Annotated in this window: 23 protein-coding genes and 3 pseudogenes; 13 read left to right on the forward strand and 13 right to left on the reverse strand. The window is 69.2% G+C overall.

Annotated elements, in window-relative coordinates; genetic code table 11:
* The first annotated feature begins 16 nt into the window (after positions 1-16).
* Positions 17-799, forward strand: a complete 783-nt coding sequence (gene budA, locus ACZ45T_RS31385) for an acetolactate decarboxylase (protein ID WP_468447274.1) — start codon at positions 17-19, stop codon at positions 797-799.
* 34 nt (positions 800-833) lie between these two features.
* Here the strand turns inward: budA and ACZ45T_RS31390 are convergent, their stop codons facing one another.
* Positions 834-1,442: a CGNR zinc finger domain-containing protein gene (locus tag ACZ45T_RS31390; protein WP_468447277.1), complete on the reverse strand. Its 609-nt coding sequence runs from the start codon at positions 1,440-1,442 to the stop codon at positions 834-836.
* Positions 1,443-1,531: 89 nt separating this feature from the next.
* On the opposite strand from ACZ45T_RS31390, the gene ACZ45T_RS31395 reads away from it, so the two are divergent.
* The 4 genes from ACZ45T_RS31395 (at position 1,532) to ACZ45T_RS31410 (ending at position 5,607) form a co-directional block, all read left to right on the forward strand.
* Positions 1,532-2,323 (forward strand): MBL fold metallo-hydrolase, encoded by a 792-nt coding sequence (locus ACZ45T_RS31395; protein ID WP_468447279.1) that lies wholly within the window; start codon positions 1,532-1,534, stop codon positions 2,321-2,323.
* 180 nt (positions 2,324-2,503) lie between these two features.
* Positions 2,504-2,962: a GNAT family N-acetyltransferase gene (locus ACZ45T_RS31400; RefSeq protein WP_468447281.1), complete on the forward strand. Its 459-nt coding sequence runs from the start codon at positions 2,504-2,506 to the stop codon at positions 2,960-2,962.
* 843 nt (positions 2,963-3,805) lie between these two features.
* Positions 3,806-4,657, forward strand: a complete 852-nt coding sequence (locus ACZ45T_RS31405; protein WP_468447283.1) for a papain-like cysteine protease family protein — start codon at positions 3,806-3,808, stop codon at positions 4,655-4,657.
* A gap of 14 nt (positions 4,658-4,671) precedes the next feature.
* A complete protein-coding gene (locus ACZ45T_RS31410) occupies positions 4,672-5,607 on the forward strand; it encodes a hypothetical protein (protein WP_468447285.1) in 936 nt (311 codons plus the stop codon).
* A gap of 220 nt (positions 5,608-5,827) precedes the next feature.
* Here ACZ45T_RS31410 and ACZ45T_RS31415 read toward each other — a convergent pair whose 3' ends face one another.
* Complete coding sequence (locus tag ACZ45T_RS31415) at positions 5,828-6,988, reverse strand: alpha/beta hydrolase (RefSeq protein WP_468447287.1); 1,161 nt, start codon at positions 6,986-6,988, stop codon at positions 5,828-5,830.
* A 60-nt stretch (positions 6,989-7,048) separates the two neighbouring features.
* On the opposite strand from ACZ45T_RS31415, the gene ACZ45T_RS31420 reads away from it, so the two are divergent.
* Positions 7,049-7,621, forward strand: coding sequence for a TetR/AcrR family transcriptional regulator (locus ACZ45T_RS31420; RefSeq protein ID WP_468447288.1), 573 nt, complete (start codon positions 7,049-7,051; stop codon positions 7,619-7,621).
* 48 nt (positions 7,622-7,669) lie between these two features.
* Here the strand turns inward: ACZ45T_RS31420 and ACZ45T_RS31425 are convergent, their stop codons facing one another.
* On the reverse strand, positions 7,670-8,152 hold the full coding sequence (locus tag ACZ45T_RS31425) for a hypothetical protein (protein WP_468447290.1): 483 nt from the start codon (positions 8,150-8,152) through the stop codon (positions 7,670-7,672).
* Positions 8,153-8,562: 410 nt separating this feature from the next.
* On the opposite strand from ACZ45T_RS31425, the gene ACZ45T_RS31430 reads away from it, so the two are divergent.
* Positions 8,563-9,300 carry an SAM-dependent methyltransferase gene (locus ACZ45T_RS31430; protein ID WP_468447292.1) on the forward strand — a complete coding sequence of 246 codons (738 nt, stop codon included), beginning with the start codon at positions 8,563-8,565 and terminating at the stop codon, positions 9,298-9,300.
* Positions 9,301-9,536: 236 nt separating this feature from the next.
* Here the strand turns inward: ACZ45T_RS31430 and ACZ45T_RS31435 are convergent, their stop codons facing one another.
* On the reverse strand, positions 9,537-9,989 hold the full coding sequence (locus ACZ45T_RS31435; protein WP_468447294.1) for a hypothetical protein: 453 nt from the start codon (positions 9,987-9,989) through the stop codon (positions 9,537-9,539).
* A 72-nt stretch (positions 9,990-10,061) separates the two neighbouring features.
* Between ACZ45T_RS31435 and ACZ45T_RS31440 the strand changes: the two genes are divergently transcribed.
* Positions 10,062-10,571 (forward strand): hypothetical protein, encoded by a 510-nt coding sequence (locus ACZ45T_RS31440; protein WP_468447296.1) that lies wholly within the window; start codon positions 10,062-10,064, stop codon positions 10,569-10,571.
* A 243-nt stretch (positions 10,572-10,814) separates the two neighbouring features.
* On the opposite strand, the gene ACZ45T_RS31445 is transcribed toward ACZ45T_RS31440, so the two are convergent.
* Positions 10,815-11,759 carry a YwqG family protein gene (locus ACZ45T_RS31445; RefSeq protein ID WP_468447297.1) on the reverse strand — a complete coding sequence of 315 codons (945 nt, stop codon included), beginning with the start codon at positions 11,757-11,759 and terminating at the stop codon, positions 10,815-10,817.
* A gap of 399 nt (positions 11,760-12,158) precedes the next feature.
* Between ACZ45T_RS31445 and ACZ45T_RS31450 the strand changes: the two are divergent.
* Positions 12,159-12,260 (forward strand): annotated as a pseudogene (locus ACZ45T_RS31450) (hypothetical protein); the annotation flags it as partial.
* A gap of 107 nt (positions 12,261-12,367) precedes the next feature.
* On the opposite strand, the gene ACZ45T_RS31455 reads toward ACZ45T_RS31450, so the two are convergent.
* A complete protein-coding gene (locus ACZ45T_RS31455) occupies positions 12,368-13,219 on the reverse strand; it encodes an alpha/beta fold hydrolase (protein WP_468447299.1) in 852 nt (283 codons plus the stop codon).
* Positions 13,216-13,692: a MarR family winged helix-turn-helix transcriptional regulator gene (locus tag ACZ45T_RS31460; RefSeq protein WP_468447301.1), complete on the reverse strand. Its 477-nt coding sequence runs from the start codon at positions 13,690-13,692 to the stop codon at positions 13,216-13,218. Before ACZ45T_RS31460 ends, ACZ45T_RS31455 begins: the two co-directional genes overlap by 4 nt.
* A gap of 196 nt (positions 13,693-13,888) precedes the next feature.
* Between ACZ45T_RS31460 and ACZ45T_RS31465 the strand changes: the two are divergent.
* Positions 13,889-14,230: pseudogene (locus tag ACZ45T_RS31465) on the forward strand (transposase); the annotation flags it as partial.
* 65 nt (positions 14,231-14,295) lie between these two features.
* On the forward strand, positions 14,296-15,012 hold the full coding sequence (locus ACZ45T_RS31470; protein ID WP_468447303.1) for a leucine-rich repeat domain-containing protein: 717 nt from the start codon (positions 14,296-14,298) through the stop codon (positions 15,010-15,012).
* A 95-nt stretch (positions 15,013-15,107) separates the two neighbouring features.
* Here the strand turns inward: ACZ45T_RS31470 and ACZ45T_RS31475 are convergent, their stop codons facing one another.
* From ACZ45T_RS31475 to ACZ45T_RS31485, 3 genes are all read right to left on the reverse strand, one after another.
* Positions 15,108-15,776 (reverse strand): class I SAM-dependent methyltransferase, encoded by a 669-nt coding sequence (locus ACZ45T_RS31475; protein ID WP_468447305.1) that lies wholly within the window; start codon positions 15,774-15,776, stop codon positions 15,108-15,110.
* A 142-nt stretch (positions 15,777-15,918) separates the two neighbouring features.
* Entirely contained in the window at positions 15,919-18,057 is a 2,139-nt protein-coding gene (locus ACZ45T_RS31480; protein WP_468447307.1) for an NB-ARC domain-containing protein, read from the reverse strand.
* 146 nt (positions 18,058-18,203) lie between these two features.
* Entirely contained in the window at positions 18,204-18,677 is a 474-nt protein-coding gene (locus tag ACZ45T_RS31485) for a hypothetical protein (protein ID WP_468447309.1), read from the reverse strand.
* A 185-nt stretch (positions 18,678-18,862) separates the two neighbouring features.
* On the opposite strand from ACZ45T_RS31485, the pseudogene ACZ45T_RS31490 reads away from it, so the two are divergent.
* Positions 18,863-19,365, forward strand: a pseudogene (locus tag ACZ45T_RS31490) (transposase); the annotation flags it as partial.
* Between the two features lie 8 nt (positions 19,366-19,373).
* Here the strand turns inward: ACZ45T_RS31490 and ACZ45T_RS31495 are convergent.
* Both ACZ45T_RS31495 and ACZ45T_RS31500 read right to left on the reverse strand, forming a co-directional pair.
* On the reverse strand, positions 19,374-20,144 hold the full coding sequence (locus ACZ45T_RS31495) for an MBL fold metallo-hydrolase (protein ID WP_468447381.1): 771 nt from the start codon (positions 20,142-20,144) through the stop codon (positions 19,374-19,376).
* Positions 20,145-20,658: 514 nt separating this feature from the next.
* On the reverse strand, positions 20,659-21,168 hold the full coding sequence (locus tag ACZ45T_RS31500) for a GNAT family N-acetyltransferase (RefSeq protein ID WP_468447311.1): 510 nt from the start codon (positions 21,166-21,168) through the stop codon (positions 20,659-20,661).
* A gap of 698 nt (positions 21,169-21,866) precedes the next feature.
* Between ACZ45T_RS31500 and ACZ45T_RS31505 the strand changes: the two genes are divergently transcribed.
* A complete protein-coding gene (locus ACZ45T_RS31505; protein WP_468447313.1) occupies positions 21,867-24,347 on the forward strand; it encodes a SpoIIE family protein phosphatase in 2,481 nt (826 codons plus the stop codon).
* A 45-nt stretch (positions 24,348-24,392) separates the two neighbouring features.
* Here the strand turns inward: ACZ45T_RS31505 and ACZ45T_RS31510 are convergent, their stop codons facing one another.
* Complete coding sequence (locus ACZ45T_RS31510) at positions 24,393-25,901, reverse strand: SDR family NAD(P)-dependent oxidoreductase (RefSeq protein ID WP_468447315.1); 1,509 nt, start codon at positions 25,899-25,901, stop codon at positions 24,393-24,395.
* Positions 25,902-26,017: the final 116 nt, after the last annotated feature.

The raw sequence follows: 26,017 nt of genomic DNA on the forward strand, positions 1-26,017 counted from the left end.
GGACTCAGGGGGACACATGCCGGAACCGGACTCGACCGGGCATGACACACCGGAGCAGCAGGGGGCGCGCACTCGGCCCAGGGGGCGGATCTTCCAGACCTCGACCATGACGGCCATGCTGGAAGGTGTCTACGAAGGCACGACAACCGTCGCCGAGCTCCGCCGCAACGGAGACTTCGGGATCGGAACCTTCGACCGGCTCGACGGCGAGATGATCGTCCTCGACGGCCGGTGCTACCGTTTGCGCGCCGACGGGACCGCCGGTGAGGCCGACCTGGCCACGCGAACGCCCCTCGCGGCGGTCACCTACTTCCACGGCGAGTACGACTGGCGGATGACGGAGCCGGTGGACGCCGCAGGGCTGCGCGCGGTGATCGACGACTGGCTCCCGAGCCCCAACCTGTTCTACGCGGTCCGCGTGGACGGACACTTCGACCACATGGTCACCCGGATGCTCCCCGAGCAGCACCGCCCCTTCCCCCGGCTCATCGACGCGGTGGCGGGACAGATCATTTCCACCCACACCGACCTCAGCGGGACGATCGTCGGTTTCCGCAGCCCCACCCACATGCTCGGGGTCGCCGCCGCCGGCTACCACCTGCACTTCCTCTCCAACTGCCGCACGCGCGGGGGACACGCCTACGACTTCGTGCTCCGCTCCGGGCGGGTGCGCGTCGACGTGGGGTACGAACTGTTCCTGCGGATGCCGCGCACCGAGGACTTCCGCAGCGCTCGGCTCGGCCGGGGCGACATCGCGGGTGAGATCGAGGCGGTACTCCAGGGCGGCCCGAGGCCGTAGCCCGGGATCAGCCCGGTTCCTTCCGGTCACAGCACTAGGTGTGGGGAGAAGCCTCGGCCTGGGTGCGTCGGGCGTAGGCGCGGGCGGCTCGGGCGCGGTCGCCGCAGCGGATCGAGCACCAGTGGCGGCGGCCGTGGCGCAGCAGGTAGCGGTTGCAGGGGGTGGAGCCGCAGGCGGTGAGGCGTTCGGCGTCAGGGCCGGTGAGCAGGTCGGCGGCGTCGTCGGCGAGGACGGCGAGGGCGTGTTCGACGATCTGGGTGGTGGGGTGGGAGGCGGCTCGGTACGGGCCGTGGGTGAGGTCCCAGTGCAGCAGGGAGGCCGCGGGGGCACGGGTGAGCGCGTCGTTGACGGCGGCGATGGCCCCGTGCAGGGCGGGGTGGCCCCCGACCTGGGAGGCGAACAGTGATCTGACCTGTTCGCGCAGCGACCGCAGCTGTGCGGCGCACATCTCCTGCAATTCCACGTCGGCCGGGGCGAGGCCCCGTTCGATCAGCCACTGGTTGGCGGCGGCGGGGGTGCCGAGGAGATCGGTGAACTGGCCGCCGGGCAGGGCCACGGCGCTGTTGGCGAAGTCGAGCGCCGGGTGCTGCTCCGCGCCGGGTGCGGGTGGCAGGACAGGCTCGGCGGTCACGTTCTCCTTCATGACTCTCATGTTACGGGTTGCGCCCATCCGTGAGAAGCCGCTAGCGTCCATCACGGATAAACCGCTTCCCATCCGTGAGGTGCATTTTCATGGTCAACTCCAGCCCGACCAGTGAGCAGATCGCCGTCCGCGTCTTCGGTGGCCCGACCGCCCTCTTCGAGTACGGCGGGCTGCGGTTCCTGACCGACCCCACCTTCGACGCTCCCGGCGACTACCCGGCGCCGGGCGCCCCGCTCCTGGCCAAGACCGCGCCTTCCTCCGGCAGGCCGGCCGACCTCGGCCACATCGACGTGGTCCTGCTCTCGCACGACGAGCACGCCGACAACCTCGACCACTCCGGCCGGGCACTCCTCGCCGATGTGCCCCTCACCCTCACCACCCCCGGCGGCGGGCAGCGCCTGGGAGGCACCGCCAGGGGACTGGCCGACTGGGAGGCGATCGAGCTCGACCGTCCCGGCGGCGGCACGATCACCGTGACGGGCGTGCCCGCCATACACGGCCCCGGGAAGCGCGAAGAGGTCGAACCGGTCACCGGCCAGGTAGTCGGCTTCGTCCTGACCGGGGACGGCCTGCCGACGCTCTACGTCAGCGGCGACAACGCCTCGCTCGATGTGGTCCAGCAGGTCGCCGGGCGCTTCGGCCCGGTGGACACCGCCATCCTCTTCGCCGGAGCCCCTCGCTTCCCCGTCGTCTTCGACGGCGCGCTCATCGTCCTCGACAGCGCCCAGGCCGCCGAAGCCGCCGAGATCCTCGGCGCCCGCCGGGTGGTTCCCGTCCACTACGACAGCTGGGCCCACTTCACCGAAGGTCGTGACGACCTGGTGACCGCTTTCACGGCCGCCGGACTGGCCGACCGCCTGGACCTGGGCGACCAGGGCTGACCGGACGGGCCGTGCGCCGGCCGGTACCCGGGCCGAATCCGTCGGCCCGGGTACCGGTTCGCCGTACCGGTTCGCTGTAACGGTCCGCCGTAACGGGCCGGCGCACGGCGTTCTGGCAGGGTGGCCGCACCGGGCTCGCAGCGGCACGGTACGCCGGGGGCGAGAGCGAGAGTGACGTACGTGAACATAGCCGTGGACGACCTGTCGGGCCCCGAGATCGCCGCCTTCCTCCGGGCGCACGTCGCGCAGATGCGGGAGATCACGCCGCCGGAGAGCAAGCACGCCCTCGACCTCGACGGGCTGCGACGGCCCGAGGTCACCTTCTGGACCGCGACCGAGGGCGGGGCCGTGGTCGGCTGCGGGGCGGTCAAGCGCCTGGACGCCGGGCACGCCGAGCTCAAGTCCATGCGCACCGACCCCACGCTGACCCGGCGCGGCATCGCCTCCGGGTTGCTGGCCCACATCGTCGACGAGGCCCGGGCGATGGGGTACCGGCGGCTGAGCCTGGAGACCGGTGCCGCGGAGTTCTTCGCGCCGGCCCGCGCGCTGTACGAGAAGTTCGGGTTCGCGTATGGCGCCCCCTTCGCCGACTACAAAGAGGACCCCAGCAGTGTCTTCATGACACGCCTCCTCATGTAGGGCCTGGACGCGCATCACTTGGCTCGGCGGCCCTATCCGTGCAAAACCTGGGGCCGATTTCCCTTTTGAAATGATGGAGAGTCACGCGGCGTACACTCTGGGCGATTTCACTACTTGACGTAGCGTCCAATAAAGGGCCGCGATGTTTCAAGTTTACGTAAAGTCACGGGTCGTCAGATTATGGATAATGGCCTGGACCAACGGTTGTGAGATCTCCAACTGGGGCCAGATGCAGTCTTATTGACGACTCGTCACAATGCCCCTCGCCGGTGATTGAATAGGCGACATCTTCGCGCGTAGATCAACGGCGTTCATATCCCTCCATCTCTCTGGCAGGATTCCCGGCACCCAATCCATTCAAGGAAAGAGGTGTGGTTGTGCCCGGTCCTATGGGATCTGAACCTCAGCTTCTCCGTCAGCGCAGGGCCGTCGAGCTGTCCGGATGTGACACTCGGTCAGTCGGCGCCGCCCGGCTGTAGCCGTCTGGGGCGGCAAGACGGCCGGCAGCGCCGTACCGACCGATTGTTCCCGGCCGCTGACACAACGACCTCGGTGGTCGACCACGTGCGGACTCGGTCCGCGTGTCCGGCAACTGCCTCCAGCTTGACCTCGCGGCAGCGGTGGCTCGCGTCCTCGACGGCTGGCCGGCCCCACCGCGAAATCCGACCCACCCATCTCACCGCTGCCCGCATCACCGAGGCCCATCGCCTCTGATGCCCATACCGCGGCTCCGGCAAGCGGCCGGCCGCCCACTCCGAGCGCCGCACCTCGCAAGGGTGGCGTGCCTCGCCGCAATCGCTGGGCAGCGGTGTCCGTCACGGCCGCATTCTCAGATCAAGGAGCATGATGCACAAACGTCGCGCGTCGCGCCGCAAGAAATCGCTGATAGCCGCGATCACCGCCGCACTCTCCGGCGGTCTGCTGTTCGGCTTCGGCACCCTCGCCCAGGCCGATGTGGTCAGCGGCACGGTCATCGGCGGGCGGGGCAACTACAGCACCGTCAACCACCGGGCCAAGCCGTCCCTCTCGGCCCAGGTGAACGGCTCCTCGAAGGTGGGCGACAGGATCCAGATGTCCTGCCGGACCACCGGCGATACCGTCGAGAACAACCCTCGGTGGATCTTCACCGGCTCGTACTACATCGCCGACGCCTTCATCAACGAGAACACCACCGCCCTGCCGGTCTGCGGTTCGAACCCGAAACCCACCCCCACGACCGCGAAGACGCTCAAGATCGACATGCAGAAGCAGGTCAGGACCCAGTGGTGCTGGGACGCCTCCGGCGTGACCATCGCCAAGCACTGGGGCCGCTCCGTCAGCCAGGAGCAGTTCTGCCAACTCGCCGCCCAGGGGACCTGGGTGGACTGCAACAACCAGCCCGCGACCCTGGAGGACATGGCCAACGGCCTGGCCAGGCTGGGGCTGAGGAACAGCGGCCGCAGCCTGTACCGCAACGCCTCGTTCGGTGAGTCCGTCGCCGAGATCGACGCGGGCCGGCCGTTCGCCGTCCGGTTCGGCTGGCGCACCGGCGGCGGTCACATGAACGTCATCTACGGCTATGACAGCGCCACCAACATGATCGCGGTCGGCGACCCGTGGCAGACCACCCAGACCTACACCTGGTGGAACCACTCCACTTACGCGAGCAACAACTCGTTCCAGTGGACCCACTCCCGCATCGGCATCCAGGGCTGAGGAGCAGACCGACCATGCAGACCATGCGACACGCCAGGCACTCGGCACTCCGGGCCGCCGTCCTCGCCACGGCCGCGCTCGCCGCCGCCCTGTGCGGAATCGTTCCCGCGCACGCTGCGGAGGGCGACGGCATCGCGGGCTACGACTCCGCCCAGCAGGCCATCCAGAGCAACCAACTCCGCGATACTGTCTCCCGCTTCCTGGTCTCGGCCCGACAGCCCGGCGCTGGCCCCGCCGCGGACGGCGGCGCCGTCGGCGCCCCCGGGAACGCACCCGCCGCGGTCGCCGCGCCGCCCGGGTTCGATCTCAAGAAGGACCCGGTGCCGATGTTCGAGATCAGCCCCGAGTTCGTGACCGGCAAGACCCAGGCGAACCCGCAGACCGCGCTCCGGCTCTCCTACCTGGCCTCCCGGGTGACCGCCGCCGACGGCAAACACGCCGCCGTACTGCTCGCGCCCAAGGGGAACCCCGCCACGACGGGAAGCGGCGGGCAGAACGTCGGTGCCGAGGGCTGGCAGCTGGCCGGCATCCGGGACGGGGACGCCGAGGTCGGCTTTGCCGAGCGCGGCACCCCGCAGGCCCGTACCTTCACCGAGCCGCAGATCCACGCCTGGTACCGGCTCACCGCCGAAGGCATGGTCGAGCCGCTCAACGAGGAGGCGACGACCGGCCTCGGTGGAAAGCGCGGCATCTCCCTCGCGGCCTACCAGAAGCTGGTCACCGCCCGCTACGGCGACAAGATGCCCGGCTCGGAATACGACCGCAAGGGCCTGGCCGGTGGGTACGCCGACCTCGTGGACGACCAGCCGGAGCAGGCCACTGCTGCGTCCGGGACACCGGCGGCCGAGGCGTCCTGGCAGCCGATCTCCGTCACCGGGACCGCGGCCGTGCTGGCGATCGGCGGCGCGGTGGTGTACGCGCGCCGCCGACGGACAGCCACCACCCGCTGACCTGACTCCGCGAGGCCGGGCCCCTTCTCCGTGCTCAGCCCGACGACTTCCCTCGTCGGATACGCACGAGCTCGGGAAGGAGGCCCGGCTCGGCTCCCTCTGGCTGTCCAGGTCGCAGCGCGTCCAGGTCGGCCTCGTACGACGGGGTGGAGAAGCGTAAGCGTCTGATCAGGTGTGTCCTGTGAGCCACCGCCCCGCGCCCGCACCTTCGACGGTGGAATCAGCAAGGGCTGTCCCGTGATCGCACCGAGGCGGTGAAGGACTCGATCGCGTCGATGACCGCTTCGAAGCGCAGGGAGTGGAACAGGTCGAATGCGTGGTGCCCGCCACGCAACTCGGCGTAGACAACGGGGGCGGCCGAGGTTTGGCGCAGCCGGTCGGCGAAGTGCCGGGCGTCCGTCACGGGCGCCAGGGTGTCATGGTCGCCGTGTGCCAGGAAGAACGGCGGTGCGTCGGCCGTGATGTGGGCGAGCGGCGAGGACCCGGGGTCTTGGTCGGAGTAGGTGCCGTAGTAGGCGTTCAGGCAGATGGCGGCGGTGACTGAGGTGTCCGCGTCCTCGAACCCCGGCTGGAGGGCGGGTTCGCCCTGGGTGAGCGCGGCCAGCGCCGCCATGTGCCCGCCCGCCGAACTGCCCGCGACGAACAGCGTCGCCGGGTCGGCTCCGTACTCGCGGGCGTGCTCGCGTACCCAGGCGATCACCTTCTTGAGGTCGATCAAGTGGTCCGGGTGTTGGGCCTGTGGCTGCAGTCGGTAGTTCGCGCTGATGCACACCCAACCCTGGCCGGCGAACCGGTAGAGCAGCGGAAGCGACTGCGTGTTCTTGCGGCCCCGGGAGTAGCCGCCTCCGTGCATGTGGATCAGTACGGGCGCGCCCGCAGGCCGTGAGCGGTGGTGGTAGAGGTCGAGCAGGTTCCGTCGGCCCGCGTCGCCATAGCGGATGTCTGCCACACGCCGGACATCCCGGCGGCGCCGGAGAAATGGCAGTAACACGACGCGGGCCAGCGGGAGTTGGCGGCGCAGCCGCGCCGCGAGGCCGGCGTCGAGGGCGGCGCGCCACCCGCTGCCCAGCCCTTCGGCCACCGCGCGCTCGACCCTCGCTCGGTCGCGCAGCCCGCGATAGGCGACGATCGCGAGTCCGGCCGTCGTCACGGCGGCCAGAGCGAACGTTGCCCGACCGCCCGGCGTGTCGATGTCCCCCTGGGCGAATGCCAGCGACGTCGAGATCAGCAGCCAGAAGAAGGCAGCGAACGGCAGCTCGTTGACGACCAGGCCGAGGAAGTAGCTCAGGTCGGCGAGCGGCCGCGGCCGCCGCACGGGTGCCCATGCGAACAACGTGCCGATCGCGACGAAGGCCACGGTCATCAGATAGCCGACAGGCATGCGAGCTCCAGGGGTCGAGTACCACAACTGTGGTACCACACCTGGGGTAGTGTAGGCGAGGTGAATGAGGATCGACGAGACCGGCTGCGGGACGCGGCCATCGAGGTGCTGGCGGAGGCCGGCGGGCGCGGACTGACCCACCGGGCCGTGGACACCGGCGCGGACGTGCCGCCCGGCACCACCAAGAACTACTTCCCGACCAGGGACGCCTTGTTGCGGGCGGTCGCCGAACGATGTGTCGAGCTGTACCACCAGGTCCCCACGCAGCAGCCGAGCGATCGGGAGAGCCTGGCGGCCATGCTGTGCGCCCTCCTGGAGAACGTCGCAGGGCCCGGCCGGCATCGCATGCTGGCGTTCTCGGAGCTCCAGTCCGAGGCGGCCCGCAAGCCGTGGCTGGCGACCATCCTCGACGAGGTCACGGCCGCCGACTTCGCCGCCTTCGAGCAGGCCCAGCGCGCCGCCGGGCTACCGGTCACCCCGCACCGCGCCGCCGCCGTCACGCTCGCTCTGCATGCCGCCATTCCCCACTTGTTCGCCGGCGGCCGCGACACCCTCACCGCCACCGGCCTGAACGACCTCAACAAGTTCGTCCACGATCTCCTCGACACCATCTACGCCGCCCCATCCGCGTGATCGAACTCCTCATCCGATGGCGCCAGGGCGATCGCGGTCGACGTCCTGTCAGTACACGAGCTTGTAGGTCACGTCCTTCGGGACCGGGGACGGTGCGGTGTCCGTGTAGAGGAGTCGGATCATGGTGAAGCGCTGGAGGTCGGGGTGGGCAGGCCAGGGCTCCGGACTGCTCAGGGTCACCCTCACCGGGTAGGGCCGGAAGCGGCCCGCCGCGCAGTAGGGCTTGCAGTCGTTCACCATGTCGGTGCCAGTGGCCGTCGCGGTCTGCGGCCCCCAGGTGTCCCAGCGGAGTCCGACCAGACGGTTGTTGCCGTCCCCACAGGCCAGCAGGTACTCCTCCGGGCGTACCTGGGCCTCCGAGAAGCAGTCGACGACCACGACCGGATCCGGCGCCGGAGCCGATACGGCCCGGGTCTGCGCGGAGACCGGGACGACGGTTGCCGCAAGAGCCGCCGCCGCACACAGCAGGGTGGCCGTCCGGCCCCCGGACCGGGGTGCACGAACGAGCCGCCCGTCTCCTGATGCGTCCACGAGGCCCTCCTCGCCCGTCCGTCCTGCCATCGGCGCTGCGGCCATGCCCAGCTTCCCCCATCCGGGCGCGCCGCGCACTCGCAGGGGCAGGGGGCGCCCTCAGCGTGGGGTCTGAAACTCACGACAGACGACGCTTACGGCAGCAGGCGGAAGGGGCAGCAGGCGGAAGGGGCAGCCGGCGAGCGGGGGCCATGGTGCGTTCGATGGTCCAGCAGTGGCGTCCGGGCCGCTGTGAGGCCTCGATGCCCTTGCGAGCCATGCGGTGCTTGATCCACGTCCGCGCCACCGTCGTCGCAGGCGGGCGTAGCCGTAGCCGTAGCCGGCAGCGGATCGACGGATGCCTGACAGACGCCCGGTCCGGAGAGGAAAAGGAGGTGCGTGTGACCTCCGGGCGCTGTCAAGCTGCGCCGGTGAATCGTGAACAGATCTCCAGGCTCGCCCACGCCAACCACCCGATCAAGTCCCCGCTCGACGACGACTCGGTGCGACTCCTGCTGGAACATGGTGTTCCACGTGGTGATGAGCGGGTACTCGACCTGGGTTGCGGCCCCGGGGAATGGCTTCTGCGCGCCCTGACCGCGCACCCGCGACTGCACGCCGAGGGCGTCGACATTTCCGAGGACGCCCTTGGGCAGGCGCGCGAGGCCGCGAGCCGTATCGGCGTCCAAGAGCGCCTTGCACTGCACCACCAGGAGGCCGCGGACTTCCGTTCCGCGCACTCGTTCGACTTGGTGGTCAGCGTCGGGGCCGCGCATGCCTTCGGCGGCCTGCTGCCCACCCTCGCGGCGGCGCGTAAGCACCTGGCTCCGGGCGGACGCGTCCTGATCGGTGAGGGCTTTTGGGAACGAGAGCCGTCACAGGAGGCCGTCGAGATGCTCGGGGACTTCACCGACCTGGCGACCACCGTGGACCGCGTCGTTGCCGACGGATGGACTCCCGTCCATGGGCATGTCAGCACGCGCCGTGAACTGGACGACTACGAGTGGGCCTGCTGGGGGTCGCTGGCCTCGTGGGCCCTGGACCACCCCGCCGACCCGGACAGCGCGCAGGTCCTTGAGACAGCCACGGCCCGCCGCACCGAATGGTTGCGCGTCTACCGGGACACTTGGGGCTTCGTCAGTCTGGTCCTGCGTCAGACCTCCGACTGACCCTGGACAAGCCCCGGCGCCCGGCCCTCCCGACAGATCGTCCAGGCACTCCCGGGCCCGGGGCGCATCGGCCTCCTGTTTCGCGGAGGGTGGGGAAGGCCCCACGCAGGGCCTTCCATCATCCGGGGGAGCCATCCCCGACCGCCAGCGGCGGGGCGCGCACGCCCCGCCGCGCACAGTCGGGCGGCAGACCGGCCCGTGCCTCAGAGGACTCACCAGAACGGCGGCTTGCGGCCTCACAGGCCCGGGCGCCACCGGAACCAGTAGTCGACCCCCTCGACCCTGTAGCGGGGGCCGGCATCGAACCGCAGCTCGCCCATGAGCCGCCGCGCATCGTCCGGCGCCTGGCGATGGGGCGCCAGCAGCGAAGCCAGTTCGTCGTAGCGGGCGTTGATCCCCCTGTGCCCCGGATGGCTCTCCGGCCCGACCGTCCCGGCTTCACGGCGCTGGTTCCAGGTGGCGAAGATCGCCCACTGCTCTCGCTCCAGAGCCACCGCAGCCCCACTCGCGGGCCACACGCCGTACTCGTCGGCCTCCTCGGCGTGGTCGTAGTCATGGCCCTGGAAGTAATGGGGCTCGCCACCGACATCAGCCAGCCCTGCGCGAGGCCCGTCGTACCACTCCAACTCGACGTGCACACGCTCGAAGCCGTCCGCAGTCAGCTGCTGTTCATCCCAGGTCTCAGCCACGCCGGCAGGCTACCCGCGAGCAGCCTGCACATCCATGATCACGAGCTACGGCAGGAGTATGAGAGTGGCGGAATGCCCCTTCCTGTCGACCGGCCCCTCCTGGACCTGCTCGATGCCCACCTGGAGGCTCTGTGGGACGGGGTGGACCAGCCGCTCCCGCAGGGTTCGCTCGGCCTTGCCGCGGACGGGCCGGGCGAACTCGTCCACTGGGCTCTCGACCGGCTGCGGCGCATCCCGCGCGACCCCGAGGACGTCTTCAGACGCGAAGTCGGCGGCCTGCTGGTGGAGTTCCGCAGCCGCTGCTGCCCCTGGAACGCCGCGGCACTGCGGCTGCTCGACGACGTCTACACCTTCGTGGCAACCGGACCCCGCCGCCACGAGGACTGGGCGTACGACGTCCTCGCCATTCTGGACCGGACGGTCCGCGACCCCCGCGGCTGGGTCCGGCTCGACTGGGGCCGCCGGAACACCGTGCGCCACACGATGCTTGCGTACCCCTTCGCCCCCCGGCCGCATCGCAGTTGCCCGACCGTCTGTACCCCGTGGAGCCCCAGGCGGCGGTCGCCGCGCTCGCTGTCATGACTGAGGAGTGGCAGTCGGAACGAGCCCCCGTCCGCGTACCTGAACGGCCTCGACCTCTTCGACGACTTGGGCCTGATCGCGGTCAACGACGACGAGGTCGGAGTCTTCTGGTCGTTCGGCGCGTACTGACGGAGGTTCTGCCCTGGCATGTTCCTTGGAATGCCCAGTGAGCGGTAGGGCGGTTCGGCTGCGGGCTTGCGGTGCTGCGTTGTGCGTGGCGCTGCGCAGGACTTCAGCGATGGCTCACTGGATCAGGTCGGTGTGCGGATGCTCCGGGGACTCCGGGCAGACGTAGAGCTGCAGATGGTTGCCCCTGGAGACCTGGACCTTGGGCGGGTTTGCCGCGCCGGCCCCGGGGAGCGCGGCGAGGGCCTGGTCCTCGTACGGGATCCAACCGTGGTTGTTGCTGCTCCATTCGCTCGAGGCGATGGTCAGCAGCGGGACCATGCCGGCGTCACAGGTGGCGCAGAACCGGGCGACGGGATCGGTGAGGCCCCACGGGGGCCAGCCGCCGACCTTCCAGCCGGGGGCGAGAGACAGCACGTCCCCGTAGAACGACTCCGGGTGAGGAGCGTAGTGGCTGTCCACACCGGAATCGGCTGCCTGCCACCTGCTCCAGTCCCCCAACTGCTGTCGCAACTCGTTGCTCAAATCCATGGGGTTGGGGTACTCGGTGATCCGCTCCGGCGCGAGCACGGACGGTCGCGGCACGTAGCCGTCGTACTCCACCGCGAACGGGCCGGGCGGCGCGGCGAGGATGTCGGTGACCTCAGCGGAGGATCGCCAGAACAGCGCGGTCGGAGGCTTGTAGTCCGGCTCGTGCTCGAAGGGACACCACAGCACCTGGAGCAGATCGGCCTGACCGGGCGGTCGCAGCAGGGGTATGTCGCGCACGTACAGCTGGGCGACGGGCACCATGGGGTTCGGACCTTCGTGCCACTCGTCGACCTCACTGGCGTACACCTCGTACGCCTCGAACAGCTCGCACGCCGCGTCGTGCGACTCGTCGCAGTACGGCCACGGCTCGTCAGCAGGCCACAGCAGCGGCCCGCCGACCGAACTGTCGTGCGGCGACGGAGACCCGGGGCGGGGATGCAACCGGATCGCCGGGCGTGCCAGCGGGGCCAGTTGAGGAAATGCCGCGGTGACGTCGACCGGCCGCGGCGGGGTGGTACGGATGACGTTCATAGCGGCGATGCTGCCAGCAGCCTCTGACAACGGGCGCACCGATCCACCTACAGCTGACACCGGGCAGCTTCCCTGGGTCAGAACGCGGACCAGAGGAAGATGGCCGCGATGTGGAGTCCGGCCAGGTAGATGGTCGCGGATCGCGCGGGAGGAATGCGCCTTGTCGGCGAAGACCAAATGTTCACGACATTCGGTTCTGGCTCAACTTCTGTGACGCGGCCACGCTGAGTGACGGCTGAGCTCTCCGGGCAGTAGGTGAAGTTGCCCGAAAATGAGCCGTGGTCACGGCGGTTGGGATGACAGTTCGGGGCCGTGGAAGAGATCGTGCTCCGGTTGAAGGAGCCATTGTTCCCGTCGATCACGGACGTCGCGGTGCTGTCGGTGGACGTGAGCATTGCGATGGTACGCGTCGACGCGGAAGGCACTGCGACCCGTGCCGCTTGCCCGGGGTGCGAGGTCTGGTCACACCGGGTTCATGGTTCCTACCTGCGGTTTCCCGCTGATGTGCCGAGCGCCGGACGAAGCGTTGTTCTCCGGCTGAGGGTCCGCCGGTTCGCCTGCTGTCGGCGTACCCCCGAATGTGCTCACGCCGGTACAGGTGAGCGTGCTCAATTGAGGTCAGTCGTGGACACGAGGAAGGATTTGACCGCGAGGTTGAAGAGTGCCGTGCTCTCGAGGTTGACCATGTGGGCTGCCGAGGCGAACCGTTGGTGCCTGGCGTCGGGAACGATTTGGGCGATGGCCTGAGCGTTTGACGAGATGTCACTGCTGTCGAGTTCTCCGTCGAGAACCAGGGTGGGCACGCTGATGGAGGCCAGCCGGTCCGCTGCACCGATTTCTCTCGGTATCCCCGCCCCGAGCCCGCGGGCGTGCCGCGCGACATTGGCGGACGCCGACGCATGCATCCGCTCGCGCAGTTTGCGGTTGACCTGGGCCGGTTCACGGTACGGCCCGTCCACCCACATCCGGAGAAAGTGCTCCACGAACCGCTGCGCTCCGCCGTCCGGGTCGCCCATCGCGGCCATCTGACGTGCGGTGTGGTGCGCGACGTAGGGGTCGGTGAAGGGCCGGCCGCTCACCCCGGGCGAGGTAAGGACCAGTGCCGACACAGACTCAGGATGAGCTATCGCCATATCGACGGCGGTCCGCGCCCCGAGGGAAAGCCCTACGAGCGTGGCGCACGGGACATCGAGGTGGGTGAGCAGGGCGTGCAGATCGTCATGGTTGGCGTAGTCCCCAGCCACGGTGGAGGAACGCCCGTGGCCGCGGGCGTCATAGCGGATGACGCGGTACCCCAGGCCCGCGAGCCACGAGAACTGCTCGTCCCACATGCTCAGGTCGAGCATGCCGCCGTGGAGCAGTACGACGGAGGGTCCTTCGCCGGCCGACTCGTAAAAGAGCTCGCCCGCCTCGACAGGTACGGTGGCGGCTGTGACCGCGTGTGTCCGCGCATGCGTCATCGTGGGCCGTCTCCTCGATCCGTGGGGTGTGGCAGGGCATCTTGTGCGAGGTCCTTGAACTCCTCGCCAAGGCGACGGAGTACGTGCAGTGCCGTCGTGACGTCACCGGCGGTGAGATCGGACAGCCGGCGCCGCAGTTCGGTTTCCTCGGCTTCCTGGATGCCCCTGATGGCGGCTTCCCCTTTCGGGGTGAGCCGGATCAGGCGCGAGCGCCGGTGCTCCGGGTTCGGGGCGCTCTCAGCCAGTCCCAGGGCTGTCGCGTCGTTCACCAGACGCTGGACCGGCTGCCGGTCCAGGCCCAGCAGGCGGGCCAGTTGAGGAACCGTTCGGGGGCCGCCCGTGCGCAGTTCGTCCATCACCGCATGCTGACCAGCCGTCATCCCCGTGCCCATCAGCTCCCGCTCCACGGCACGCACGACCGTGCGGTGCAGCGGCCACAGGCTGCGGATCACTTCGTACAGCAGAGGCCCCAACGGGGGCTCATCCTTCGTACGCTCAGCGACACTCATGGTGTCATCATGACACCTTTAGTGTCTATGTGGCCACAGGTTCAGAGCGGCGGAGCCTGAGCACGTTCACTCGTACGCGACTGGGCAGATTGAGTCGTACGCCGACACCTGCGAGAACTCGGGGTGCGCGCGCCGCACCTTCGTCGAGCAGATACCCAGCCTCACCGAGACCGAGCAACTCCAGCTCAAAGCCGTCCGGACGCACTGCCCCGAACTCGACGCCCTTACCAGGCACGTCCGCTTCTTGGCCACCATGCTCACCGAGCGCCAGGGCGAGCACCTGCCCGACTGGCTCGACGCCGTCCGGCAGGACGACCTGCCCAGCCTGCACATCCTCGCCGCAGGCATCGACCGCGACCGCGACGCCGTCATCGCCGGCCTCACCCTGCCCTGGAACTCCGGCGTTGTCGAAGGTCACGTCAACCGCATCAAGATGCTCAAGCGTCAGATGTTCGGACGGGCTGGCTTCCGCCTCCTCCGGAAGCGTGTCCTCCTCGCGTGACGATGTCAGCACCGGCCATAGGCTGCAGGGCAGCGAGTCCCATCAAGTCTTGGAGGCAAGTCGGCGTGACAGCGACACTGAGTCTGTGGAAGCGTCAACTCGGGGTGTTACCAGAGGCGCTGTGGCAGCGGACCGAACTGCACGTGCTGATCCTCGCGGACAACGCGCTGACGCAGATCTCACCCAAGATCGCACAATTGAGGCAGCTGCACACCCTGGATCTGGGCCACAACAGACTCGCCTCGATCCCCGATGAGCTGACTGAACTACCTCTCACTCAGTACCTGTACCTGCATGACAACCGGCTCACAGAGCTTCCCCGATCGCTAGGTCGACTCAAGGCGCTCCGATACCTCAACGTCGGCGACAACCAACTCACCCGTTTGCCAGCGACCATCGGCACGATGACGGAGCTGGTGGAACTTCGAGCCGAGCGCAATCAACTGACCGCACTCCCCGAATCGATCGGCTGCCTCGACAAGCTCCGCGAGCTATGGCTACGAGGCAACATGCTCACCCGCCTACCAGAATCTTTCACCGACCTGACCGATCTACGCCACCTTGACCTGCGGGAGAACGTGCTGACAGACCTCCCGGAGGTCCTGGCGGAACTCCCACGGCTCCGCCACCTCGACCTACGGAGCAACAGACTCCGCACATTGCCGGACTGGCTGCCCAGACTCTCCTCACTCGAAAAGTTGGATTTGCGCTGGAACACCATCGAGCCGGCGCAGCGCCTACTCGATCTCCTCGCGCAGCGGGGATGCGTCGTCTGGACGTAAAGCGCACGCGCTCGCATCGACTACGTAGCGTTACCGCAGCCCAGAAGTTGAGCCAGAACCCGACATGCGACAGCACCTCGCGCCGGGCACCTTGTTCACGCGGGCACGGTCTGGGTGACGCGCCACAGCCTGCGCGGGAGGCCGCCCTCCTCGAAGGCGTGGACCTCGTCAAGGCTCCAGCCCTCGGCCAGGGCGTCGACCAGGTCGCGGGGGAAGAAGTGGACGGCGAAACCGCCGTGCTCCCAGATGTCATCCCCGTGTCCGGTACCGGCCCGGCAGTGGGCGTCTCCAGTGTGGCGGACGGTGTAGACGAAGGAGCCGCCCGGTCGCAGCACGCGGCGGACTTCTGCGACCAGTGCGTGGATCTCCTCGGTGGACAGAGCCATGCACAGCAGCATGTGCGCGAAGACCGCGTCCACCGAGGCGTCCGCGAGCGGAAGCGGCTCGCGCACGTCGTGGATCGCCGTGGTGACCCGCTCAGCGACCTCTTGCGCGGCGGCGGCCTCGCGCAGCTGCTCCAGCCCCACCGGGCTGAAGTCGGTGGCCAGCACGGAGAAACCCTCACGGGCGAAATACAGTGCGTCGCGGCCGTGCCCGGCGCCCAGCTCCAGCACCTCGCGTGCACCGGAGGCCCGGAACACCGCAGCGGCATGGACCGCCGGCGCGGACGGCTCCTCGCCGTACATGCCGGGATGCTCGCGGTAGGTCTGCTGCCAGTGCGCACGCTGCGCCTCGGCCAGCTCCTCCTGCCCGTCTTCCGGCATGCTGACGCCCTTCTCCCCGTCTGACCAGGTATGAGACCAGCCTAGATCGACACGCAGCGCCGAAGCCGTCGACGAAGCCGGCCAGGCCCCCGCCGGGAGTGGTGGTGTCGAGTGCCTCGTGGAGCGAGGCCAAGCCGATGCGTCAGGCAGGGAGTGTCCGCTCCAAGTCGATCAGCAGTTCGGCGGACGATGTGGCTGTGGATGGGTCCTCAACGGCCTTTCGCCAATGGGCGAGGTGCCTCAGGGCCGCCTGCGTATGGGAGTGGCTCTGTCCCAGGGCTTGCTCCCGCTTGGCGAGGACCTCGGTGAGTTCGGCTACGGCTCCGACCGCGTCTCCGGCCACGCCCCGCCAATGGGCCCGGTGATGCCGGAGGGTGAGGCCTTCGAGGTGATCGTCGTGGCCCGGGGCCTGCCACCGCGTGGTCAGGATCTCGGTGAGTTCGGCTACGGCTCCGGCCGCGTCCCCGGCCACGCCCCGCCAATGGGCCAGGTGGATTCGGGGAATGCGTACGAGGTGATCGCGGCGGCCCCGGTACGTACGTTCAACGTGGGCCAAGAGCTCGGTGAGCTCAGCTACAGCCCCTGCCGGGTCCCCTGCGGCTCCCTTCCAACTGCTGAGGCGTCGGCGGAGCGTGAAGTGCTCGTTGATGGCTGTGTGGGTCAACGTTCGGAGAGGCCCCTGAGTGTGGGCGGCGAGGATCTTGTCTAGCGTGGCTGCAGCTCCTGCCGGGTCCCCGGCCCGTCCCTGCCAATGCGCAAGATGACTCCCGGCCGTGCGAACGTCCATGTGGCCTGGTTGGACCCGCTCCCGATCGGCCAGGATCTCGGCGAGCGAGGCTGCAGCCCCGGCCGGGTCTCCCGCCTCTCCCTGCCAATGGGCGTGCTGGCTCCTGGCTTCGAGTGTTTCGAGGTGGTCCGGGCCCACGTGAAGGTGCGCTGCGGTGGCCAGGCGCTGACAGCGACGAGCGGCTTCTGCGAACAGGCCGAGCTCGCCCAGTGTGCTTATTCTGCGGAAGAGCACCCGATGCGCATCGCTCCGCCACAGGACGTCTTCGGCCTCCCGCACGGCGTTTGGGGCGTGTGCCGTGAGGGCGTCGCTGTTGGAGATCAGGATCTGGGCGATGGCGGCCCCGGGGTTGGGGGGCCAGCTCTCCTCAAGGGCGCGGGCGGCAGTGAGAGCGAGCGAGTCGTGCCGGCTGGGGCTGAGGGGGTCCCGGGCGGCGCGTTGGACGAGCTGGTGGATGCGCACGGCCTGGTTCGGGGTGTCGGGGGTGTGGTCGATCAGGCTGAGCCGGTGCAGGGCCCGCAGCGCGAGCATGGCGTCCTCGGCCGAGACCCGGGTCGACCGGTGAGTACCGCCCGTGCCGGTGGGAGTGCGGTGCTCGGTGAGGTGCGCGAGGACGGGCTGACTGGTGAAGACCGTAGCGGGTATGCCGTTGGGGTCGAGCATCGCGGCCAGCTGGAACATGGGGCGGGCAAGACCCGCCGGGCGCATCTGGTTGGCGCGTTCGATGGAGAGGGACCAGGTGGCGGCCACGGTGACGGTCTGGTCGTCGGGCAACGCGCCGGGCTCCGGCAGCAAGTCGGCCAGTTTCCGGATTCGGTCGGCCAGCATGTCTCGGTAGGAAGTACAGGTCAGGTTCGCGTCGACGATGTAGGCGGCGGCCTGGGCCAAGGCGAGGGGTAGGTATCCCAGGTCGGCGGCCAGGTCGTTGATCTGATTGGCCGGCTCGCAGCGGTCGTGCGCAGCGAGTACGGCGGTGAAGTAGGAGACGGCTTCCTGGGGGGTGAACAGGCCCACGGCCACACGGTGCCGGCCTGCTCCGGTCAGGGCGGCTTCGCGGCGGCGCGTGGTGACCAGGGCACGGCCGTGGCGGCTGGTGGGCGGCCACCAGCCGCGCACATCGGCAGGATCCATGACGTCGTCCAGTACGACCAGCCACCGGCACGGCTTCTGTTCGGCTTTGGGCTCCAGCCAGGCCAGGAACGCCCGCGCGGCCTGCTCCGGGTCGCCGGGGTCGGCAGCAAGGACTTCCACGCCGGCCTGCGCGTAGCCGGCCGTGATTGCCGAGCGGCTGCTCGCGCTGATCCACACCAGTACGTCGACCTCGCCGCCGTGCCAGGCGGTGCGGGCGTAGTCGGCAGCCAGCTGGGTCTTGCCCACCCCGCCGGTCCCGGTCAGCACCGGGGTGAGCACCGCGGTACCCCCGTTGCCGATCGCCGCCCGCAACCGGTCGACTTCGGAACGGTGTTGGAAGGACAAGGCGCGGGGCGGGATCACGCCGACTTGGTACGGCCAGGCGGCCGGTGTGCGGGACGGAGCGTGGTGGTGGACTTGCTCGGCGTAGCCGACGGCAATGCTGCCGTGGTCGGCGAAAATGCCGCTGATGCGGTGAGTCGGCGCGGCCGAGGCGGCTCCGGGTACGCTCAGTCCTGGTGCGGACCCGGCTGGGGAGGGTTGTGCAGCGTCACGTTCCCCATGGTCACAGCAGCGGCGGACCCGTGGTCGGCACGGACGTTCACGCTCCCGCCAATCGCCAGGCCGCCCTGGTCGGCCGACACACTGCTCTGAGAGGCCTGTTGGGCCAGCAGTGTGCGCAACTCATCGGCGACCCGGGCCCGTTCGACGTCCTCCAGACCTTCCAGCAGGACCTCGATCCGGGCCTGCCACGCCGCCTCCTGACGGATGCGCACCCGCTCGACCTCAGCCGGCCGGGCCGTCTCCAGCTCGTCTGCGGTCTGGTCGAGGCGCTCCAGCTCGGCGTTCTCGCGCTGCGGATTGCCCCGGCCGAACCAGCGGGCCACCTGCTGGCGGAACCCTGTCCATGCGTCTGTGCTCGCGGCCTGCACTACCGCAGCGCCTCCCGCCGCAGCCAGCGCGGTCATTGCCTCCGACAGCATCCTCGCCCTTCCTCCTGAGAGATCAGATCCGGACCGGGGTACGCGCCACACCGGTGCCTCCACCAGGTCACTCCATCAGATGTGCGCTGCCGTTGTCCCTGGTTCCGTTGAGAAGGCTGTCGTGCGGGGTCTGACCGCGTCATCGAGTAGGCCGACGTTGCATCGTCGGTCGGGAAGGCACGGCCGTGCTGAGCGTAGTGAACACCGATGGAACGACCGAGACCGGCTCCCTGATCGACGACATCGTCCGCGAGGGCGCCCGCCGGATGCCGGCCGCTGCCCTGGAGCCAGAAGTCAACTGCTGCATAGCCGAGTTGGCCGATCAGCGCGACGAGAACGGGCGCCGCCTGGTGGTCCGCAACGGCTATCACCAGCCCAGGGAGGTCACGACCGCGGCCGGGGTGATCGAGGTGAAGGCCCGCGGGTGAATGACAAGCGCATCGACGAGGCCACCGGCGAGTGCAAGCGGTTCTCCTCGGCGATCCTGCCGCCGTGGTGCCGCAAGTCCCCGAAGATCAGCGAGGTGCTGCCGCTCCTCTACCTCCACGGGCTGTCCAGCGGGGATTTCGTGCCCGCGCTGGAGCAGTTCCTCGGCTCCTCGGCCGGCCTGTCCCCGGCGACCGTGACGCGGCTGACCGCCCAGTGGCAGGCCGACCACAAGGCGTTCAGCGAGCGCGACCCCCAGGGTGTTGCGGCCTAGCCGATCGAGAAGGTGACGCCGGGCGCGGCATAGTCGACGGGACCGTTGAACCGGGCCGAGGCGCGTGCCACCGCCTGTTGCGGAGTGAGGAAACGGCTGACGTGGGTGACGATCAACCGGCCTGTCCGGGCCGCGCTGGCCGTGTCGCCGGTGTCTTCGGGTGTGTGGTGCACCTGGTCGCCCTCGGCCGGCGCCTGGGTGCTCTCGGCCTCGCACAGCAGCACATCGCACCCGTGGGCCAACTGCGTGAGGTTCGCACACGGTGCTGTGTCCCCGGAGTAGACCAGCGATTGGCCCTCGGCCTCGATGCGCACCGCGAAGGCCGGGATGCCGTGCTCTACTGCACGGCTGGTCAAAGTGAGGGCTCCGACGCGCGCTTGGTGCCCGTCATGCAGCTCATGGACGGCAAAGGCGGACTCGACCGGGCTGCGCGTCGAGCTGTTGGTCAGGAAGTGGGCCAGCCGGTCAGCGATGCCCGGCGGCCCGTACAGGGGGATGGGCGCGGCAAGCTGAATGTCCGCGAAGAGCGCCGCGTAATAGGCGGTGAGCAGGTCCGCGCTGTGATCGGCATGCAGGTGCGAGATCCAGATCGCGTCTACCTCATCAAGGCGCACATGCCGCTGCAGCTGCGCCAACGTCCCGCTGCCCGCGTCCACCCAGACCCGAGTCTCGCCGCTGGACACCAGATAGCCGGAGCACGGGTTGTCCACGCTCGCATAGGGCGTCGCAGACCCCAGGACGGTGAGGCAGAGAAGATCGCTGGTCATCCGGCGAGTGTTGCCGAGGGAACTGTGTTGCGCGAGTCCGGCCGGAGCAGCCGCGCGCCCCGATGCCTCACGTGTCAACTCCGCCAACTTTGACCTGAGTTCGACAGCCGGTTCGCCGAGCGCAATGGTGCTGATCACTAGCTCCAATACCAGACAGTCATAGCCCGCCACATTTCCGTGAAGGCCCCCGCGGCCCGATTCGACGACGGCTGAGGCGATCCGCCGGCCACCGCCCTCGACGGGTGCGAACGTCGCTTCAAAGACGCCGAAGCCGGTCCAGCTCCGGTGCAGGAACACGACATCGTCCTCGGCGACGACGACCCATTTCTCATTCATGTCCTGGGACCAGTAGCCGAGCCGGATGCGCTCCCACTCCTCATCCGACCAGATCCGGTCCGGCAGGACACCGATCGCCATGGGAACCGTAATCGGCTGGAGGGGATCGGGAAGCGAGGACCGGGTCACGCGTTCGTCGGGAGGCATGCCGAGATCCTATGGACAGGGCAAAACACCTTCACGTGAGGGCGGTGCGAGGATCGATGGCCCAGTGGTTGGTTGACAGAACTCGGTCCGCGAACGTCACCTTGCGTTCGGCGATGAACCGGAAGCCGAGAGATCGGCAGATGCCGTTCGAAGCGCCGTTGCTCGTTGCGGGAAATGCGTGCACGAGTCCCCAACGGTCCTCGTCCCGTGCCTGTTCAAGCAGGGTGCGGACGGCCAGCTTGCCCAGTCCGCGTCCCTGGAATTCCGGCAGGACCATCCATCCGATTTCCGACATGGGCCCGTCCTCGGCGTCGTGGGACCATATGGTCACTGTTCCCGCCACCACTTCAGGCATGGCTGGGTCAGGGATGATCATCTTGGTCCAGTCGAGATCGGCCGCCGCCTTGTGGACGTCTCGTCGGACCTTGTCCTCCATGCCTTCGCGTGGCAGCGGTCCGCCGAGGTCGGCCATCATGACGGGATCGCACCGCATCCTGACGTAAGCATCGACGTCGACAAGCTCGACGTTGCGCAACTGCACCGGCTACTCCTTGGCTCGTTGGACTCCTCACATGATCCGACATCATGATCGCAGCGGGCCGGCGAGGCCGAGGTGTGCTTGATGTAGCTGGCGGCATCGGGCATCGGGCATCGGGCATCGGAGCTCGGCTCGGCCAGGTAGGCGGGGGGATGGGTACGAGGACCGGTCGACCCTGAGTATGCGAGCGGAGGCGACACCCCACGCTGGCCGGGGCGGGCCGCTGGGCGGGATGGGTCGCGCCGGTCCCGCCGACGGTCACGATCCTGCTGGCCCTTGGTCTGTAGACGGGACGGGCACCGCACCGACGCCGCGCCCTCTACCCCTCCGGTGTGCCAGCGCCGGTGGCCGTACCTGAGCCTCTCGGCAGTGGTTCACCACCGTGGTGCGGCCGCTCGCGGAGGGGACAGCCCGCCTGCGCGCGACCGCCGGCTCACCGGGCCCCGGCGGGTGGGGCTCGCCGAGCTTGGGGGAGGGGGAGCGGGAGCGGGAGCGGGAGCGGGAGTGGGGGTGGGGGTGGGGGTGGGGGTAGCGCCTCCTCCATCAGGCTTCGCACAGCGGACGGCCCTCTGCCGACGTGCAGCGGCGCGGCGATACTGAACCTAAGTCGACCGTTCAATCCTGGGACTCTGGTCGCCCTGGGTAGTCACTGCGGGAACACCCGCTGAGCGTTTCGTTCGGCAGGCCGAAGGGCGGTAGCGATGGACGCACCAGCGCCGGGATTCGGCGAGGGGCCCGAGGACCCGTTCGCGCTGCCCAACTCGGCCTCGGCGGTACTGGACGACCACGGCAAGGTCGTCGGCTGGAGCGAGCGCGCGCAGGAGCACCTCGGATACCCGCCCGAGGAGGTGCTGGGCCGGACAGCCATCGAATTCCTGTTCGACGCCCGCGACCGTGAGACGGTCTTGGACGCAGTCGCCGCGTGCGAGCGCGACCGGGGCTGGGCCGGTGTCCTGCCCGTCCTGCACCGCAGCGGGCGGCGGGTGGAGCTGGGCTTCCGCGCCCGCGCTGTCATCCGCGCCGGCTCGGCCCGCGAATGGTTCCTCGTCGTCGCCCCGGCGGAGGAGGTGCTCCAGTGGGAGACGGATCGGTCCGTCCTGGACGGTCTGTTCCGGCGCTCCCCGATCGGTCTGTCCGTCCACGCCCCTGACCTGAGCGTCCTGCGGATCAACCGGGCGCTGGCCCGGTTCACTCAACTTCCCGCAGCCGAGATCCGGGGCCGACGCATCGGCGACTTCCTCATCGGTCCCGACCTGGAGACCATCGAGACTCGGCTGCGACGGGTGCTGGAGACGGGTGAACCCCTGATCTTCACCGAGCAGCCCTGTCGCCTGAGGAGTGACCCCGGCCACGAGCGGGTGGTGTCGGTGTCGGCATTCCGGATGGAGGACCCCTCCGGCGGGATTCTCGGAGTCACCCAACTGGTGGAGGACGTCACCGACCGCTACCGGGCCCGGCGACGGCTCGCCCTGCTCAACCGGGCGAGCGCCCGCATCGGGACCACACTGGACCTCGGCCAGACGACCTGGGAGCTGGCCGACGTCGCCGTACCCGACCTCGCCGACGCCGTCTCGGTGGATCTGCTGGAGCCGGTGGCCCGCGGCGAAGAGACCGCCGAGGAGACGAGCGGACCGGTCCGCAGGATGGCCGTCCACTCGGTCATGGCTGAGGCACTGCAGGTGATGTACTCCGCCGGAGAGGTCTTCCACTTCGACCCTCGTACCCCGCAGGCCAGGTGCCTCACCGAACAGCAGCCCATCCTCGAACCAGTGCTCCAGAGCAGCCCCGGCTGGTACTTCCAGGATCCGGAGCGCACACAGCGCGCCTTCGGCCTGGGCGCTCACTCACTGATCGTCGTACCGCTGACGGCCCGCGGTCTGCTCCTCGGCCTGCTCAGCCTGTGGCGGGCCAGGCGGCCCGAACCGTTCGAGGAGGACGACCTCACGCTCGCAGAGGAGTTCGCCGCGCGCGCCGCCCTGTGCATCGACAACGCCCGCCGCTACACCCAGCAGCATCAAGCTGCGCTGACATTGCAGCGCAGCCTGCTGCCGCGGGAGTTGCCCGAGTACAGCGCGGTCGAGGTCGCGCACCGCTATCTGCCGGCCGATCCCGCCACCGGCGTCGGCGGCGATTGGTTCGATGTCATCCCCCTCTCCGGAGCCCGCGTCGCCCTCGTCGTCGGCGATGTCGTCGGCCATGGTCTGCACGCTGCGGCCACCATGGGCCGCCTGCGCACAGCCGTGCACACCCTGGCCAGCCTCGACTACGCTCCGGACGAGGTCCTCTCCCACCTGGATGACCTGGTCAACCGCCTGGCAGATGAGCAGGAGCCTGCTGACGGACGCTCGCAGGGCCAGCAGATCGTCGGCGCGACGTGCCTCTACGCGGTCTACGATCCCACCTCCCGGCGCTGCACCCTGGCCCGAGCGGGCCACCTGCCCCCCGCCGTGGTGACCTCCGACGGCACGGTGAGCCTGCCCGACCTTCCCGAGGGGCCGCCGCTGGGCCTGGGCGGACTCCCGTTCGAGTCCGTCGAGCTGGAACTCGCCGAGGGAAGCCTGCTGGCGCTGTACACGGACGGCCTGGTCGAGGCCCGCGGCCTCGACCTCGACGAGGGACTTGAGCGGCTGCGAGAAGCCCTGTCCCGGCCCGGCCGCTCGCTGGAGGAGACCTGCACGGCGGTGCAGGACGCCCTGTTGCCGGATCACCCACGGGATGACGTCGCACTGCTCCTCGCCCGCACCCGCGTGTTGGCGCCGGAGCGGGTCGCCTCCTGGGAGCTGCCCGCAGAGCCGACCGCCGCCGCCCGGGCACGGCACCTGACGGAGGCCACACTGGCCGGGTGGGGCCTGGAAGACATGGCCTTCACCGCCGAACTGGTCGTCAGCGAACTGGTCACCAACGCCTACCGGTACGGCGGCGGCACGCCGGTGACCCTGCGGCTCATCCGCGACCGCAGCCTGATCTGCGAGGTCTCCGACAGCAGCAGTACCGCTCCGCACCTACGGCGGGCGCGCACCACCGATGAGGGCGGGCGCGGTCTCTTCCTGGTGGCCCAGCTCACCGAACGGTGGGGCACCCGCTACACCCGGGACGGCAAGACCGTCTGGACGGAGCTCCCCCTGGTCACAGCAGCGGAGGGACACTCCGCGGCTGCGGCGAATCTTGCGTTCAACTGGTGACGCGAACCGATTGTCGTCGGAGCCCCACCGCGGATGCTGGAGGGATCACCACGGGACCTGCTGGTAGTCCTTGAGGAGGATGCCGTGGATGGGTGCGCCGGCCTGTCCTTGCACGATGGGGTGGTAGATGCGGGCGGCGCCGTCGACGATGTCCAGTGGCGGGCGCCAACCGGTGGCGGCGTGCCGTTTCTGGGCGGGGAGGGGCTTCTCGTCGGTGACCCAGCCGGTGTCGACACTGCAGGTGTGGATGCCACGGGTGGCCAGGTCGGCGGCACTGGTGCGGGTGAGCATGTTCAGGGCGGCTTTGGCCATGTTGGTGTGCGGGTGGTCGCTGGTCTTGTTGCGCACGGTGAACTGGCCTTCGACGGCCGAGACGTTGATGAGGTAGCGGTGCGGGTGCGGGGAGACATCGAGAAGGGGTAGCAGGCGGTCGGCGAGCAGGAACGGTGCGACGGCATTGACCAGCTGGACTTCCAGCAGCTCACTCGGGTCGATCTGTCCCAGACGCAGGGTCCAGGAGTTGGTTGCCGTTGTCTCGGGCAGCAGGCCCGCCTCGTCGACGGCCCCCTGCGGCAGTGGAACGGCTGCTGAGGCGTCAGCCGTGTTCGCGGTACCAGCCAGGGCGTAGGGCGCTCGGAGCCGTGGGGCGAGTTCCGCTGTCCACGGCAGGGGTGTCGTGCGTGGGCCGGGTACGGAGAATCCCGGAGCGGTCCAGATCTGCGGCGCGGTGAGTGACGCAGGGGTTGAGGTGGTTTCGGAGGCGGCCAGCGCGGTGTACGCCTGCGGAGAGCGGCGCAGGGTTTGGGCCGCGTTGTTGATCAGGACATCCAGGGGCAGACCCTGGGAGAGCATGTGGTCGGTGAAAGCGAGGACCTGCCGGGGGTCGCGCAGGTCCAGGGCGGCGATCTGCAGCCGGTGCCACCAATCCGCGGCGTCGGGGGCCGCGGCGAACCGGCGCACCGTGTCCTGGGGGAAGCGGCTGGTCACAGTGAGCTCGGCTCCGTCCCGAAGGAGCATCAGCGCGACCTGGTAGCCGATCTTGACGCGTCCGCCGGTCAGCAGTGCGCGCCGGCCGGTGAGGTCGGTGCGAGCCGTGCGGTGGGCAAGATTCTCGCCGGCGCATTTGGGACACAGCAGGTGGTAGAAGTCATGGACTTGCCGGTAGTGGTTCTTGCAGACATAACAGCGTTGGGGGCGGTTCAGCAGCCGTGACTGCCCGTCACTGTCCGGCGTACGGTCGGGCAGCTGTCGCGCCGCAGACGGCCCGGGGCGAAGCTGAACGTATTCGCGGACCGTCAGGCCTCGTTCGGTCGGGGTTCGGGCGGACAGAGCGGCGTCCATGACGCGGTCGGAGGCGCCCATCGCGGTGGTGGTGAGCAGCTTCGCGTCGGCCGCCGCCCGTTCCGCGCGTGCCTCGGCACGGCGCCGATGCCGGCCGTCGCGGACGAGTTCGCCGGCAGCCCGTTCCAGCAGGCGGCGCTGAGCATCGTCCACGGGTAGCTGCCGTGCCTGGTCCAGCAGGTCCAGGCAGGTCTGTATGCGCTCACTATCCATGGGGTGCCTTACGTGTGAGGGGTCGTTCGCGGATCTCTCTCCCCCCGCCTGGTGGCGTTCATCGCACGTGGAAGACCGGGCCACGCGGAGTGAAGTGCACGCGGGCGCCGGTGGGG

The organism is Streptomyces sp. NPDC030995, assembly GCF_055571215.1.